Source organism: Pseudomonas sp. NPDC087598 (assembly GCF_044743525.1).
GTDB lineage: Bacteria > Pseudomonadota > Gammaproteobacteria > Pseudomonadales > Pseudomonadaceae > Aquipseudomonas.
On record NZ_JBIUWQ010000005.1, the window covers coordinates 155,635 to 169,507 of the forward strand.

Genomic DNA, 13,873 nt, shown 5'->3' on the forward strand with positions numbered 1-13,873 from the left:
CTTGGTCGACTGGCGGTGCCGTAGATCGACAAATTGGCGCGGCTCAGAAATCCCAGCGCGTGGTCAGTTGCAGGCTGCGCGGTTCGCCGTAGAACCCGGTGCCGAAGTTGCCGAGGCCGGTGTAGTAGGTTTTGTCGAACAGGTTCTTGATGTTGAGCGTGGTGCTCAGGTGGTCGTTGAAGCGATAGCGGGCCATCGCGTCGACCAGGTAGTAACTGTCCTGAGTGATGCGCACGTTCTCGCCAGCGTTGGGTTCGAACACGTTGCCGAAAAACTCTTTCTGCCAACTGACGCCGCCGCCCAGCGTCAGGTTCTGCCAGGCACCGGGCAGTCGATAGCTGCTGAATAGCCGGACCAATTGCTCTGGCGCGGTGGTTTGCAGGATCGAGGCGTACACCGGGTCGCCGTGGGCATCGCGGGTGTGGTTATAGGCGTAGCCGGCGGAGAGATTCCAGCCGTCGGCGAGTTCGCCGGCCAGTTCGAATTCGAAGCCTTTGGTGGTCGCGCCTTGCACGGCACGGTAAACGGCCTCGTTTTCGAAGCCGCTGACCTGTTCGGCGACGTTGTCTTGCTCGATGCGAAACACGGCGAAACCGGCATTGAGCCGACCGTCGAAATACTCGGCCTTGATGCCGGCTTCGTAGCTGTTGCCTTGCACCGGATCAAGTACCTGGCGCGAGGCGTCTTTGCTGAGCTGCGGTTGATAGATGCGCGTGTAACTGGTGTACAGCGAGTACGTGTCATCGAGGTCATAGACCATGCCCGCGTAGGGCGTGAACACGCCGGTCTGGCGGTAGCCGTCGCGGACATCCGCTGTGGCCGGATCGCGGTAGTCGAGGTGGTCGCTGGCGGTGAAATCACTGATCCGCCCGCCGAGGATCAGTGCCAGATCGTCGGTAGCTTTCAGGCGCGTCGAAAAGTACGCGCCGGTCTGGCGCTGGACGATGGCGTCCGTGCCAATCTGCGGGATGTCGGGTTTGGGGTACTCGCCACGCCAGTCGAAAATACTGCCGTTCAGCGGCGGGTAGACCGAGCCGTAGACCGGGTTGTCCTGCCGGGTGTTCATCGACATGAAACCAACGAGCAACTGATGCTCGCGACCGAACAGGCTGAACGGCCCGCCGAGGTTGATATCGACGTTGTCCTGCACCTCATCGCCCTTGAACTTGCCCATGTACAGAAACATGCCGTCGCCGGTTGCCGGGTCCGGATTACCGCCACTGGCCGAGCCGAGAAGGGTGTCGTGCTCGCGGTGTTTACGGTCGTATCTGAGTTTCAGCGTCCAGTCGTTTTGCAGTTGGCGGGTGAGGGCAGCGAACAGCGTCTGATTGGTGAAATCGCGGCGGCTCCAGTCGGTGGCTGGGTTGAACGAACGGGAGAAATTCGTCCGTGAGCCATCGCTGAAAAACATCGGGAAACCGGTCCAGCTCGCGCCGCGAGAGCGGGTGTTCTGCTGATCAAAACCGAGGGTCAACAGCGTCTCCGGAGTCAGGTCAGCTTCGACGATGCCATAGGCGATGTCCTTGGTGTTTTGATAGTGGTCGGCGTGCGCGCTGCGCTCCTGATGGACGCCGACAAAGCGTGCGCGCACGTTGCCGCTGGCGGTCAGCGGGCCGGCAATATCGGCTTCGCTGCGAACGTTGTCCCACGAACCGACGCTGCCACTCAGCGCTGCCTTGAAAACTGGCGTCGGGCGTTTACGGATCAGATTGACCGTGGCCGACGGATCGCCCGAACCGGTCATCAGGCCGGTGGCGCCCTTGATGATTTCGACGCGGTCGAAGGTCGCCATGTCGGTGCTGGTGGTGCCGTAATCGTAGACCCCATCGTAGTCGGTATTGACCCCGTCGTACTGGAAGTTGCTGATCGGCGCGCCCCGGCTGGAAAACTCCCAGCGCTCACTGTCGTAGTTCTGCACGCTGATGCCCGGTGCGCGGCGCAGGACGTCGGCAATCGCGGTGGCGCCCTGGTCGTCGAGTAGCTGGCGGGTGATCACCGTTACCGATTGCGGGGTTTCGCGCAGGGATAGCGGCAGGCCGGTGGCCGATGACGATTGGCCGGTGGTGTAGGCATGGCTGTCTTCGGTGATGGCGCCGAGCGGCTTGCCGGAAATCGTCGTGGCGTCCAGCTGCAAGGGGCTTGTGGCATCGCTGATACGCAAGACAAAACCGCCGCCGTTTTGCTGCTGCGCTTGCAGCCCGCTGCCATTGAGGAGGATTTGCAGGGCTTCGCGGACACTGTAATCGCCATTCAGGCCGTGGCTGCGCTTGTCGGCGGCGAGGTCGTTATGGCCGGCGAGGAACACGCCGCTCTGTTCGGCAAAGCGATTGAGCACCGTGACCAGTGGGCCGGCAGCGATGGAATAGTGATGCCTTGGCGCTTGATCGACCGTGGGCGCCGCCAGCGCAATCGACACGCACGCCCCCGGCACGGCACATGCCAAAGCCAGGGCGAAACGGCGGCGGGCGAGGGTGGCGCGCAACATGAAGTTCCCGTGGCGATCAACGAAAGAGGGGCTGCTGAGGGTTAACCGAACGAACCGGCGAAAAGGGAACTGTGCGTCGAAAGAATCACACGCTCGGCCCGACGCTGACCCACCAGTTGAAGGTTTTATCGATGCGGATCGGCAGCGCCGCTTCGAGCAGACGCAGGGCTTGATCGGTGTCCTTTAGCGGGAACGAGCCCATCACCGGCAGACTTGCCACGGCCGGATCGCAATGCAGATGTCCCGGGCGATAACGGCTCAACTCTTCAATCAGCTCGCCCAGCGGCAGGTTGTCTGCCAGCAACAGGCCCTGACGCCAGGCCTCGCGGGACGGGCTGGCCGCCGCTGTTTTGCCCAGGCGCCCGATGCTGAAGGCCAGTTGTTGACCGGCCTGCACCACTTGGCTCTCGCCTTGCTGATTACGCACTTCGACCGCGCCTTGATAGACATTGAGCAAGGTGTTGCGCTCGTTTTGGCGCACGCTGAACCGCGTGCCCAGTGCGCGCATCCGGCCGTGTTCGGTATCGACCAGAAAAGCGCGGCCCACTTCCTTGGCGGTGTCGATCAGTACTTCACCGGCATGCAATTGCAGCAGACGTTGCGTGGTGTCAAAACGCACGTTCACGGCGCTCAGGGCGTTCAGCCAGATGCGGCTGCCGTCGCTCAGGGTGGCCTCGCGGGTTTCTCCGGTGCCGGTCGACAGGTCCGCGCTGAGGCGTTCGACCAGCGGCGTACTGCGCCACGCGGCCCAACCGGTCAGCCCGGTGGCCGCCAGAATCAACAGGCCTTTGAGCGACTGTCGACGGCTGATCGAGTTGCGTGTGCTGTTGCGCAATGTGTGGCTGACGGCGTGGATTTCGTTATCACCCTGCAACGGCGCAAAGCGCTGGCCGACGCGTTCGACATAACGCCAGGCCGCTTGGTGCTCAGGGCTTTGCGCCATCCACGCCTGCCAGCCCAGGCGTTCGTGCTCGGCGACGTGATCGTCATGCAATTGCACGTACCAGTGCGCGGCCTGTTCAAGGCTGGCGTGGCTGAGTTTGTTCATCGGGCTACTCAATCAGCAAGCCATCGAGTTCGGCTTCGAGAATCGCGCAATGCATCATTGCCTGAGCCAGGTATCTCTTGATCATTCGTTCGCTGACCCCGAGCTGTTCGGCGATCAGTTTGTAGGGCATGTCATGCAATTGCGCGAGGATGAAGGCGTCGCTGACCCGCTGCGGCAGGCGCTGCAACATGGCGTCCACTTCGTGCAGGGTTTCGACGATGATCGCCTGTTGCTCCGGCGACGGCTGCAAGTCTGCTGGGCGGCTGGCGAGGGTTTCCAGCCAGGTCTGTTCCAGTTGCCGACGCCGCCAGTGATCGACGCACAGGCCCCGGGCGATGGTCGCCAGATAAGAGCGTTCGTGGACTTCGCCATTGAACGCTTGCGGGCGCTTGAGCACGCGGATGAAGGTGTCGTGCGCGAGATCCGCAGCATCCATCGCGTTGCTCAGACGTCGACGCAATAGCTCGTGCAACCAGCGGTGATGGCTGAGATAGAGATTCTGCACGAGAGAGGCGTCGGCGACCGTCATCAGAGCAAGCGTCCAGAGCGACCGTTACGGGTCTAAATAAGAATGGGTCGCGATTAAAGCAAAAGGACGGATAGTGTGCAAATGATATTGGTTTGCTTTTGGGCGATTGCAATTGCGGGTGTTGAGATCTGTAGTCTTATTGACAAATGTGGGAGTCAAAATGACTTCCATTGATCCAGGTCAAATTGACTCCTTGATTCGCAAGTATTTGATTTTACGGGGGTGAAAATCTGGCATGAGAATTGAATTGGCTTAGTTACCCACTCAGGAGTACCACGCCATGTTCACCTTCTTCGAAAGTCCGCTGAACGTTCTGCACCTGTCGAGCAAAGTGCTCGTCGCCGGCCTGGTGATCTTGCTGGCGGGTATCTACGGCGCTTATCTCTACCCAGGCAACATGCCGATTGCGCTGCTGGTGGCGATGCATTCGCTGACCATCCTCGGCCCGACCCTGATCAAGATCGGCTACGTCATGCGCCTGCTCGCGCAGTACCGCATCCATGACACGCAGATGATCCCGCAGACCGCGTAATTCCTGTAGGAGTGAGCCTGCTCGCGATGGCGTCAGCACGGTCGACATTTTTATTGCCTGACACACCGCTTTCGCGAGCAGGCTCACTCCTACAATGGATGGTGAAAATTCTGGAAGCTCAGCGGCGTTCAGCGGTCAGCAGCAACGACTGTGGCACCGGACTTTGCGGGTGCTGTGGCTCTTGTAAGCCAACCAATTGATAGCCAGCCATATCGAGCGCATTCAGCCAGCTCGACAAAGTGCGGAAATACCACGGCATCGGCTGCCACTGGCCTTTTAATCCCGCGAAGGTTTCTTCGCGCCAGCCATCCTGATAATCGCCTGCCGCGACAGCCCAAGGATGCAGCGTCTGAATCACCAGCGAGCCACCGGGCACCAGCAGCGCATTCATTGCGGCGAGCAACGGGATGATGTCCTGATGCAGCAGCGAGAAATTGGCGCAGATCAGGTCGTAGTCGCGGCCGATGTCGACCTTCGCTTCGACCAGCGCTTCATAACTGGCGACATGCGCCGTCGAGGTCTCGTCTACCCGCGCCGCTTCCACCAACGTCGCATCGCCATCCACGCCTGTCGCGTCGATGCCCCGATCCGCCAACGCCCGCAACAACCAGCCTTCGCCACAACCAAGGTCAAGCACGCGCGCGGGTTGCCGGCCCATGATCGCCAACAGAATCGCCTGATCGGTGACCTGCTGACGGCTTTCAATCGCGCCGCTGCGGATCACTTCGATCCAGGCGTGGGCGTTGTCGTGCCAGCTCTGCAAAAGGGTCGATTCGGGAGAGGGCATGTCGTTATCCGATGTAGTGCGCAGAAAATCAGTATGGACGCCGAATTGAAGATCGCCATGCAGGATGCACCGCCCTTTGGGTCTGAGTTGAGCCTACCTAGGAACGAGCAATGACATGTCGAACTCGCGTTGCATGCGTTTGACCATCTCGATGACTTGCCAGGCGAAACCAGTCTCCCCTCGATCATTCAGCATCAGCCAGGCATTTGGATCAGCAGCCCAGTCAGAGGCTATCGGGACCGAAGAATAGGCCCGGGCATCGAACGTCCACCATGGCCACCATTTTGTATTGCTACCGGAAGGTGCGCAGAGTGCATTCATATGCTCAGCTAAGCGCTGGATGTCCAAGTCGGCATTCTCGCCTTCATCCCATCTACATATTCCGAAATACAGCTTGCCATGATTGCCCTTGTCAAACGCCCAGCCCATGCCGAACACGTGCGTCGGATCAAAACGAATGCTGAAGCATCCCTGCGGCGATCCGTCGAGCAGAGCGTTATCCCAGAACAACTTAACGTTTAATTCGGTGAGTTCAATCTCCAGATAGGCCAGAAAATCTCGCCACATTTCGCGCTTGGCTTCCCGAAGATGCTGTGAGATCTGGAACGCAGCCTTGAGGTTTTTCTCGTTGCGGAGCATGAGCCGCGTAAGTTCCTGGGGGTTGTCCAAGTGGAGTTCTCCGTTGATGTGTTGATCCACGAACTGGGCGAGTGCCTCGATAAACAGCCGGACCGAGCCCGCCCGTGTATGGCGAGCGCAATCTTCCAGCCAATCCTTGAGGCGGAAAAAATCGAAAGCTACGATCCGTGAGGAGAGTGTTGTCGGAGTATTTTTGGGTAGGCTTCTCTCGGAAATATCGCCATTGCTTAAGTAGATCAACAACCAGTTGGCATGTTGTCTATCGAGATAGGTCGCATAATCGAGCAATTGTTCGTCTTGGTCGGTTGCCCATGGTTTGTTCTCTATAGCGAAGCCGCCAGAATCGAACCGCAAGTACATGTCTATGCGGCGACCACTTGGCAACCGGAATTCAGTGTGGCCGCTTTTATACTCCGCTGCCTTGGGGAGAAACTGTTGATTTTCGAACAGATTCAGGAATTTTCTGAGGTACAGGTCGCTTTGCCCGTGCGCACCTTTAGGGTCGAGCAATAAGCTCAGATACGTGGAAAGGGCATTTTCATCGTTTCGCAGAAACTCCAAGAGACGAAAGTCAGGCGCGAGTTGTGCCTGATAGCGGTGTTTCGCTTGCTGATCCAAGTCATGCCACAGTTGAAACTCGTTGAGTAGATTCTCAACGGCGGTGATATCCATTTCGATTTCTCGCACTGTTCTATGAGCTTCGGCTCGAGCTTTAATCAATGACTTTGCATGAGCAGTCTTTTCAACTGTTGGCGCCTCCATCTGGAAAGCATTCCAGCAGCAACTAGATTGTATCGTCAGGTAGCGTCAAAACTGTCGGTCAGCCAATAGAATCGTAGCGGCAGACGCAGAGCCCAAGCATCTGTTGATTGTTTATCGCGGCCATCTGAAGCAGACATACAAGAGAGGCACCCATGATCCCAGTCACCGGCGGTTGCCTGTGCGGCGACGTCCGTTTCGAAATCTCAGGCCAGCCCTATCGCGTCGGGATATGCCATTGTCTCGACTGCCGCAAACGCCATGGAGCACTGTTTCACGCCTCGGCGATTTTTCCCGAAAACGCAGTGACGATCACTGGCGAAACTCGCGACTACAACGGGCGGTTTTTCTGCCCGCGCTGCGGCTCACCGGTGTTCACGCGTTCGGCGGATGAAGTCGAAGTGAACGTCGGATCACTCGATCAACCCAATCAGTTCAAACCCAGTTACGAACTCTGGACCATCCGCCGCGAGTCATGGCTGCCGGCGCTTCCTCTGGCTCACCACTATGAGCGTGATCGTGAAAGCACAGGGCATAGCGAGGATTAGTGGGAATGAAGCCGGTTGCAGTCCGCCTTGGTGGGGGGCTCGCAATGGGTGGATTAACACAAAATCCTGTAGGAGTGAGCCTGCTCGCGATGGCGTCGGCACAGCCTGAGTCTTTGGTGACAGACACACCGCTATCGCGAGCAGGCTCACTCCTACAGGGGGATGCATGGCTACCGGGATGTCAGCCGCGAATAAAGGCCAGCAAGTCAGCGTTGATTGTTTCAGCCTCCGTCGTCGGCATCCCGTGCGGAAACCCCGGGTACGACTTCAGTGTGCCATTTGGCAGCAGTTTCGCCGACAAAGGCCCGGAGTTCGCGTACGGCACAATCTGGTCATCCTCGCCATGCATCACCAACACCGGCACGGTGACCTTCTTCAAATCCTCGGTGAAATCCGTCTGCGAGAACGCCACGATCCCATCGTAATGCGCCTTCGCCCCGCCAATCATGCCCTGACGCCACCAGTTGGAAATGATCCCTTCCGAAGGTGTGGCGCCCGGCCGGTTGTAGCCATAAAAAGGCCCGGTCGGAATATCCCGGTAAAACTGCGCACGATTCGCCGCAAGCTGTGCCTGAAAATCATCGAACACTGATTTTGGCAAACCACCCGGATTGCTCTCGGTTTTCACCATCAGCGGTGGCACGGCGCTGATCAGCACGCCTTTGGCAACGTTGTCCTGGCCATGCCGGGCGATGTAATGGATGACTTCGCCGCCACCGGTGGAGTGTCCGACATGCACCACGTTCTTCAAGCCCAGATGTTTGACCACCGCCAGGGCATCATCGGCGTAGTGATCCATGTCATGCCCGTCCCAGACCTGACTCGAGCGCCCATGCCCACGGCGATCATGGGCGATCACCCGAAAGCCCTGCGCCAGAAAGAACAGCATCTGCGCGTCCCAGTCGTCGGAGCTCAGCGGCCAGCCGTGGTGAAAATGAATCACCGGGGCGTCTTTCGGCCCCCAGTCTTTGTAAAAGATGTCGACGCCGTCTTGGGTGGTGACAAATCCCATGTTCGCTACTCCAGACCAATGTGATGGATACCCGCACGGTAAGCGCGGACCGGTTTCGCTGGTGATGAGTGTTGTGCGCAGGCTCAGTGCGAGCCGCTATCAACTGTAGGATTAAAGTCAGCCTATGCATGACCGGTGGTCGCAACGTCTGACCTGTCGCGCAAATTACGCTTAGCTGAAAGGGATAAGCCGAGGCGCGCGCAGGCTGTTATGGCCGCAGCGACGCCCCTTCAGAACACCGTGAGTCTGAGGAAATCCCCCGATGCTGACCTTGAATATCAATGGCAAGGATCAGGAGCTCGATGTCCCCGCGGACATGCCGTTGCTCTGGGTCCTGCGCGATGTCGCGCACCTGACCGGTACCAAATTCGGTTGTGGCATGGCCCAGTGCGGCGCCTGCACCGTGCATGTCGACGGGGCACCGTTGCGTGCCTGTATCACCCCGGCCACCGCCGTCGCCCACGGGCAGAAAATCCTCACCATCGAAGGCTTGTCGACGGACGGCTCGCACCCGGTGCAACGAGCCTGGGCGGAACTCGACGTGGTGCAGTGCGGTTACTGCCAGTCGGGGCAGATCATGTCGGCCGCCGCGTTGTTGGCGAAAATCCCCAAACCCACTGACAGCGATATCGATCAGGCGCTCTCCGGCAATATCTGCCGCTGCGGCACTTATCCAAGAATTCGCGCAGCGGTGAAACGTGCGTCCGAAATTGGTTGATGGGGGGATAGACGATGAACAGTCCCGTATCGCGTCGGGGTTTTCTCAAGGGCAGCGCCGTATTGGGCGGCGGTCTGGTGGTGGCGTTTGTCGTGCCCGGCGCTCATCGGTTTGCCTTTGCCGCAGAGAATGAAGGCAAGGTTTTTGCGCCGAATGCCTTCCTGCGGATTGCCGCAGACAACAGCGTCACCGTGCTGCTCGGCCATTCGGAAATGGGGCAGGGCATCTGGACCGGCCTGACCATGCTGATCGCCGAAGAACTGGACGCCGACTGGTCGACAATCCGCGTTGAACATTCCCCGGCGTCGGCGGCCGATTACGGCATGCCCGGTTTTGGCGGCATGCAGATTACCGGTGGCTCGACGTCGACCTGGATGGAGTTCGACCGCTATCGACTGGCGGGTGCAACGGCGCGGCAGATGCTGGTGGAGGCGGCGGCCAAACGTTTTGACGTGGCGCCTTCGACGATTCGCACCGAATCGGGGGTGGTGATTGCTGGTGATAAACGGGCGACCTACGGCGAACTGGCGGACGCCGCCGGGCAACTGCCGGTTCCGGATCCGAAATCCATTACGTTCAAGGAAGCCAAGGACTGGAAAGTCATCGGCAAACCGACCAGGCGCCTCGACACCCCGGAAAAAATCACCGGCCGCGCCAGGTTCGGCATGGACGTGCAGTTCGACGGTTTGATGACGGCCATGGTCGCCCGTGCGCCAGTGTTCGGGGCGACGGTCAAATCTTTCGAAGGCGCTGAAGCGCTGGCGGTGCCTGGGGTGCACAAAGTGCTGCAGGTGCCGACCGGTGTGGCGGTGATTGCCGATCACTATTGGGCCGCGAAACTCGGTCGCGATGCGCTGAAAGTCGATTGGGACCTGGGGCCGAATGCGGATCTGAGCAGTGAAAAATTGCTGGAAAGCTTTCGCAAGTTAGCCACCACGCAAGGTACATCGGCCAGTCAGGCCGGCGATGCCAAGGGCAGTTTCAGCAAAGCCGCGAAGAAGATCGACGTCGAGTACAGCGTGCCGTTTCTGGCGCATGCACCGATGGAACCACTCAATTGCACGGTGAAAATCGGCGCCGAGAAATGTGAGATCTGGACGGGGACGCAATTTCAGACGCTGGATCAGATGGTCGCCGGCAAGATCACCGGGCTCAAACCTGAGCAGGTGGAGATTCACACCGAGTTCCTCGGCGGCGGCTTCGGCCGGCGCGCCAACCCGACCTCGGACTTTGTCGCCGAAGCGGTGCAAGTGGCGAAAGCGGCGGGCCTGCCGGTGAAAACCGTGTGGTCCCGCGAGGACGATATTCGCGGCGGTTATTACCGCTCGATGTTCCTGCATCAGGCGCGCATCGGCCTGGGTGCCGACGGCATGCCGCTGAGTTGGCAGCATGTGCTGGTCGGCCAGTCGATCATGACCGGCACGCTGATGGAAGCGACCATGGTCAAGAACGGCATCGATCCGACGTCGGTCGAAGGTGTTGCCGATAGCCCGTATATCAAAGGTATGGCGAACCATCAGGTCGACCTGCATTCACCACAGACCGGGATCAATGTGCTGTGGCTGCGTTCGGTGGGGCACAGCCACACGGCATTCGTCATGGAGTCGCTGATCGATGAAATGGCCACGGCGGCGGGCAAGGACCCGGTCGAATACCGACGCACATTACTCAAGGAGCATCCGCGACATTTGGGTGTACTGAATCTGGCGGTGGAAAAGGCCAACTGGAAAGCGCCATTGCCGGACGGACATGCGCTCGGCGTGGCAGTGCATGAGTCGTTCGGCAGTTATGTCGCGCAGGTCGCGGAGGTGTCCCAAGACAATCTAGCGATCCGTGTACATCGCGTGGTGTGCGCCGTGGATTGCGGGATCGCGGTCAATCCGCAAAGCATCGCCGCGCAGATGGAATCGTGCATCACCTTTGGCTTGGGCATGGCGCTGCACAGCAAACTCACGCTCAAGGACGGCATGGTCAAGCAGTCCAACTATCACGATTATCAGGTGCTGCGGCTCAACGAGATGCCCGTGGTCGAGGTGCACATCGTCCCCAGCAGCGACAAACCCGGCGGCATCGGCGAGGCCGGCGTGCCGCCGACGGCTCCCGCGGTGGCCAATGCGGTGTTCGCCCTGACCGGGCAACGCCTGCGTGAATTGCCGCTGCAACTGTCGGGGGTGTGAGATGAAACGACATCTGTTGTTGGGCGCGGTGGTTTTGCTGGGGTTGGGCGGCTATGCCTCGGACCTGTTTGCCGATGATCAGGAAGCCTTGAAGGCTTTCGGCACGATTCAAAAGGTCTTCCAGAGCCCGCGTTGCCAGAACTGCCACATCCCCGGGGATTCGCCGCTGCAGTTTGACGCCGGCATCCCTCACGCGATGAACGTGGTGCGCGGCATGGATGGCAAGGGCGCCGCCGGTTTGCCTTGTGCGACTTGTCACGCCGAAAGCAACCCGCCCGCCAGTTACGGCCCCCATTCGCCACCGGGGGCGCCGCACTGGAGCCTGCCGCCCGCCGCGCACAAAATGGCCTGGATCGGCCTGCCGCCGGACAAGCTCTGCGCGATGATCAAGGATCGTTCGAGCAACGGTGACCGCGATTTTGCCGCGCTGCTCAAACACGTCAACGAGGACAAACTGGTGCTCTGGGGCTGGAACCCCGGGGCAGGGCGTGCGCCGGTGCCGGTGCCGCACGACATTTTTGTCGGGCAATTCAAACTCTGGGCCGATGCCGGTGGGCCGTGCCCGGTGGCTGGCGGTTGAGAATATGAAGCATCGCCAAATCGGGTCTACGCTAAAGCTCATTGCTGACAATGGAGTGTGCGAATGCTGGTGCCAGGAAAACCCGCCAATGAAGCGGCGCGAATTCAAGTGCTGCATGGCCTTGATCTACTCGATTCAGCGCCTGAAGAGCGCTTCGACCGACTGACGCGTCTGGCCAGGCGCCTGTTCAATGTGCCAATCGCGTTGGTGACGCTGGTCGACAAGGATCGACAGTGGTTCAAGTCGTGTGTTGGGCTGGACGCCAGCGAAACCCCGCGAGACGTGTCCTTCTGTGGTCACGCAATTCTCAATGACGACGTGCTGCTGGTGCGCGATGCTCGCGAGGACGAGCGCTTTCATGACAACCCGTTGGTGACGGGCGCACCGAACATTCGCTTCTACGCCGGTTATCCGCTGACCGTGCCCAATGGCAACAAGATGGGCACGTTGTGCCTGATCGACACCAAGCCCCGCGACCTCGATGAAGAGGAGCGTGCGCTGTTGCGTGATCTGGCGCAGATGGCCGAGCAGGAACTGACGGCCGTGCAGATGGCGAGCATGGACGAGCTGACGTTGCTGTCCAACCGTCGCGGCTTCAAACAACTGGCCCAGCACGCGCTCGACACCTGTGCACGGCTGGAGAAACCGGCGACGCTGCTGTTTTTTGACTTGAATGATTTCAAGCAGATCAACGACCTCTACGGCCATGCCGAGGGTGACAGTGCGCTGAAAACCTTCGCCGACGTGTTGCGCATCGCCTTTCGCGAGAGCGATGTGGTCGGACGCCTGGGCGGTGATGAGTTTGTCGCGCTGCTGACCGGCTCCAGCCATATCGAAACTAACGCGATCATGGCGCGACTCAAGGAAATCCTCGAAGAGCGCAACGCCACGCTGCATCGCGGGTATGCGATTCGCTTCAGCGTGGGTCAGATCGAGTACGACGCCAAACGCCACGAAAGCGTCGACCGCTTGCTGGCGGATGCGGATGGCGCGATGTATGCGCACAAGCAGCAATTGAAGCGCTGTCAGTAATGGCCTCATCGCTGGCAAGCCAGCTCCCACAAGGTTCTCTGGCGTATTCAAATACCGCGCTCACCGCAAAACCTGTGGGAGCTGGCTTGCCAGCGATGGCGTCAGCGCGGCCACAGCAAGCCTATTTGGGCGGTACAGCAATTGTGGGCAATAAAAAACCCGCCTGAAGAGGCGGGTTTTTTATTGGCTAAGCGAAGATCACTCTTCGATGTTGCCCATTGCGGTGGTGTTGAAGCCGCCGTCGACGTACATGATTTCGCCGCTGATGCCCGACGCCAGGTCGGAGCACAGGAAGGCGCCGGCGTTGCCGACTTCGTCGATGGTGACGTTGCGACGCAGCGGGGTTTGCGCTTCGTTGGCGGCCAGCATTTTGCGGAAGTTCTTGATGCCCGAGGCTGCCAGGGTGCGGATCGGGCCAGCCGATACGCAGTTGACGCGGGTGCCGTCCGGGCCCAAGGAGCCGGCCAGGTAACGTACGCCAGCTTCCAGCGAAGCCTTGGCCATGCCCATGACGTTGTAGTTAGGCATGGTGCGCTCGGCGCCCAGGTACGACAGGGTCAGCAGGCTGCCGTTGCGGCCTTTCATCATTTCGCGGCCAGCTTTGGCCAGAGCCACGAAGCTGTAGGCGCTGATGTCGTGAGCGATGCGGAAACCGTCACGGGTGGTGGCTTCGGTGAAGTCGCCGGCCAGTTGGTCGCCCGGGGCGAAGCCAACGGAGTGGACGATGCAGTCCAGGCCGTCCCACTTCTTGCTCAGTGCTTCGAAGACCTTGGCGATTTCTTCATCGCTGGCCACGTCGCACGGGAAGCACAGCTCAGGGCTCGAACCCCAGCCTTGGGCGAATTCTTCAACACGACCTTTCAGTTTGTCGTTCTGATAAGTGAAGGCAAGCTCAGCGCCCTCGCGATGCATGGCGGCAGCGATGCCGGATGCGATGGACAGCTTGCTGGCGCCACCGAGGCTCAGTACGCGCTTCCCGGCGAGAAAAGCGCGGTGTTGCTCCTCTTGCAGGTGCTGGCGCAGTGGC

The 13,873-nt window shown here is 59.8% G+C and carries 13 protein-coding genes; 6 read left to right on the forward strand and 7 right to left on the reverse strand.

Annotated features, from left to right (window positions below):
• Nucleotides 1-43 precede the first annotated feature (43 nt).
• The 3 genes from ACIOWE_RS05090 to ACIOWE_RS05100 all read right to left on the reverse strand — a co-directional run bounded on the left by ACIOWE_RS05090 (nucleotide 44) and on the right by ACIOWE_RS05100 (nucleotide 4,062).
• Complete coding sequence (locus ACIOWE_RS05090; protein WP_401388141.1) at nucleotides 44-2,485, reverse strand: TonB-dependent siderophore receptor; 2,442 nt, start codon at nucleotides 2,483-2,485, stop codon at nucleotides 44-46.
• A gap of 85 nt (nucleotides 2,486-2,570) precedes the next feature.
• Complete coding sequence (locus ACIOWE_RS05095; protein WP_401388144.1) at nucleotides 2,571-3,533, reverse strand: FecR domain-containing protein; 963 nt, start codon at nucleotides 3,531-3,533, stop codon at nucleotides 2,571-2,573.
• Nucleotides 3,534-3,537: 4 nt separating this feature from the next.
• On the reverse strand, nucleotides 3,538-4,062 hold the full coding sequence (locus ACIOWE_RS05100) for a sigma-70 family RNA polymerase sigma factor (RefSeq protein ID WP_401388147.1): 525 nt from the start codon (nucleotides 4,060-4,062) through the stop codon (nucleotides 3,538-3,540).
• A 280-nt stretch (nucleotides 4,063-4,342) separates the two neighbouring features.
• Between ACIOWE_RS05100 and ACIOWE_RS05105 the strand changes: the two genes are divergently transcribed.
• Complete coding sequence (locus tag ACIOWE_RS05105; RefSeq protein ID WP_401388149.1) at nucleotides 4,343-4,594, forward strand: transmembrane sensor/regulator PpyR; 252 nt, start codon at nucleotides 4,343-4,345, stop codon at nucleotides 4,592-4,594.
• 118 nt (nucleotides 4,595-4,712) lie between these two features.
• Here the strand turns inward: ACIOWE_RS05105 and ACIOWE_RS05110 are convergent, their stop codons facing one another.
• The gene (locus tag ACIOWE_RS05110) at nucleotides 4,713-5,381 is read right to left on the reverse strand and encodes a class I SAM-dependent methyltransferase (RefSeq protein ID WP_401388151.1); all 669 of its coding nucleotides are present in this window, start codon (nucleotides 5,379-5,381) and stop codon (nucleotides 4,713-4,715) included.
• A gap of 93 nt (nucleotides 5,382-5,474) precedes the next feature.
• Complete coding sequence (locus ACIOWE_RS05115; protein WP_401388154.1) at nucleotides 5,475-6,692, reverse strand: PD-(D/E)XK nuclease family protein; 1,218 nt, start codon at nucleotides 6,690-6,692, stop codon at nucleotides 5,475-5,477.
• Nucleotides 6,693-6,934: 242 nt separating this feature from the next.
• Here ACIOWE_RS05115 and ACIOWE_RS05120 point away from each other — a divergent pair, with 242 nt between their 5' ends.
• Nucleotides 6,935-7,327 carry a GFA family protein gene (locus ACIOWE_RS05120; protein ID WP_401388157.1) on the forward strand — a complete coding sequence of 131 codons (393 nt, stop codon included), beginning with the start codon at nucleotides 6,935-6,937 and terminating at the stop codon, nucleotides 7,325-7,327.
• Nucleotides 7,328-7,508: 181 nt separating this feature from the next.
• Here the strand turns inward: ACIOWE_RS05120 and ACIOWE_RS05125 are convergent, their stop codons facing one another.
• Nucleotides 7,509-8,339, reverse strand: a complete 831-nt coding sequence (locus ACIOWE_RS05125) for an alpha/beta fold hydrolase (RefSeq protein ID WP_401388160.1) — start codon at nucleotides 8,337-8,339, stop codon at nucleotides 7,509-7,511.
• A gap of 262 nt (nucleotides 8,340-8,601) precedes the next feature.
• Here ACIOWE_RS05125 and ACIOWE_RS05130 point away from each other — a divergent pair, with 262 nt between their 5' ends.
• The 4 genes from ACIOWE_RS05130 (at nucleotide 8,602) to ACIOWE_RS05145 (ending at nucleotide 12,846) form a co-directional block, all read left to right on the forward strand.
• On the forward strand, nucleotides 8,602-9,057 hold the full coding sequence (locus ACIOWE_RS05130; protein ID WP_401388163.1) for a (2Fe-2S)-binding protein: 456 nt from the start codon (nucleotides 8,602-8,604) through the stop codon (nucleotides 9,055-9,057).
• 14 nt (nucleotides 9,058-9,071) lie between these two features.
• Nucleotides 9,072-11,234 carry a molybdopterin cofactor-binding domain-containing protein gene (locus ACIOWE_RS05135; protein ID WP_401388165.1) on the forward strand — a complete coding sequence of 721 codons (2,163 nt, stop codon included), beginning with the start codon at nucleotides 9,072-9,074 and terminating at the stop codon, nucleotides 11,232-11,234.
• A 1-nt stretch (nucleotide 11,235) separates the two neighbouring features.
• Nucleotides 11,236-11,814: a hypothetical protein gene (locus ACIOWE_RS05140; RefSeq protein ID WP_401388168.1), complete on the forward strand. Its 579-nt coding sequence runs from the start codon at nucleotides 11,236-11,238 to the stop codon at nucleotides 11,812-11,814.
• Nucleotides 11,815-11,877: 63 nt separating this feature from the next.
• Nucleotides 11,878-12,846: a diguanylate cyclase domain-containing protein gene (locus ACIOWE_RS05145; protein WP_401388171.1), complete on the forward strand. Its 969-nt coding sequence runs from the start codon at nucleotides 11,878-11,880 to the stop codon at nucleotides 12,844-12,846.
• A gap of 198 nt (nucleotides 12,847-13,044) precedes the next feature.
• Here ACIOWE_RS05145 and fabI read toward each other — a convergent pair whose 3' ends face one another.
• Nucleotides 13,045-13,857: an enoyl-ACP reductase FabI gene (gene fabI, locus ACIOWE_RS05150; protein ID WP_401388187.1), complete on the reverse strand. Its 813-nt coding sequence runs from the start codon at nucleotides 13,855-13,857 to the stop codon at nucleotides 13,045-13,047.
• Between the last annotated feature and the right edge of the window lie 16 nt (nucleotides 13,858-13,873).

Excerpts from the sequence above, each read along its gene's own strand:
- ACIOWE_RS05090 (WP_401388141.1), bottom strand. The coding sequence starts at position 2,485 with ATGTTGCGCGCCACCCTCGCCCGCCGCCGTTTCGCCCTGGCTTTGGCA.
- ACIOWE_RS05095 (WP_401388144.1), bottom strand. The coding sequence starts at position 3,533 with ATGAACAAACTCAGCCACGCCAGCCTTGAACAGGCCGCGCACTGGTAC.
- ACIOWE_RS05100 (WP_401388147.1), bottom strand. The coding sequence starts at position 4,062 with ATGACGGTCGCCGACGCCTCTCTCGTGCAGAATCTCTATCTCAGCCAT.
- ACIOWE_RS05105 (WP_401388149.1), top strand. The coding sequence starts at position 4,343 with ATGTTCACCTTCTTCGAAAGTCCGCTGAACGTTCTGCACCTGTCGAGC.
- ACIOWE_RS05110 (WP_401388151.1), bottom strand. The coding sequence starts at position 5,381 with ATGCCCTCTCCCGAATCGACCCTTTTGCAGAGCTGGCACGACAACGCC.
- ACIOWE_RS05115 (WP_401388154.1), bottom strand. The coding sequence starts at position 6,692 with ATGGATATCACCGCCGTTGAGAATCTACTCAACGAGTTTCAACTGTGG.
- ACIOWE_RS05120 (WP_401388157.1), top strand. The coding sequence starts at position 6,935 with ATGATCCCAGTCACCGGCGGTTGCCTGTGCGGCGACGTCCGTTTCGAA.
- ACIOWE_RS05125 (WP_401388160.1), bottom strand. The coding sequence starts at position 8,339 with ATGGGATTTGTCACCACCCAAGACGGCGTCGACATCTTTTACAAAGAC.
- ACIOWE_RS05130 (WP_401388163.1), top strand. The coding sequence starts at position 8,602 with ATGCTGACCTTGAATATCAATGGCAAGGATCAGGAGCTCGATGTCCCC.
- ACIOWE_RS05135 (WP_401388165.1), top strand. The coding sequence starts at position 9,072 with ATGAACAGTCCCGTATCGCGTCGGGGTTTTCTCAAGGGCAGCGCCGTA.
- ACIOWE_RS05140 (WP_401388168.1), top strand. The coding sequence starts at position 11,236 with ATGAAACGACATCTGTTGTTGGGCGCGGTGGTTTTGCTGGGGTTGGGC.
- ACIOWE_RS05145 (WP_401388171.1), top strand. The coding sequence starts at position 11,878 with ATGCTGGTGCCAGGAAAACCCGCCAATGAAGCGGCGCGAATTCAAGTG.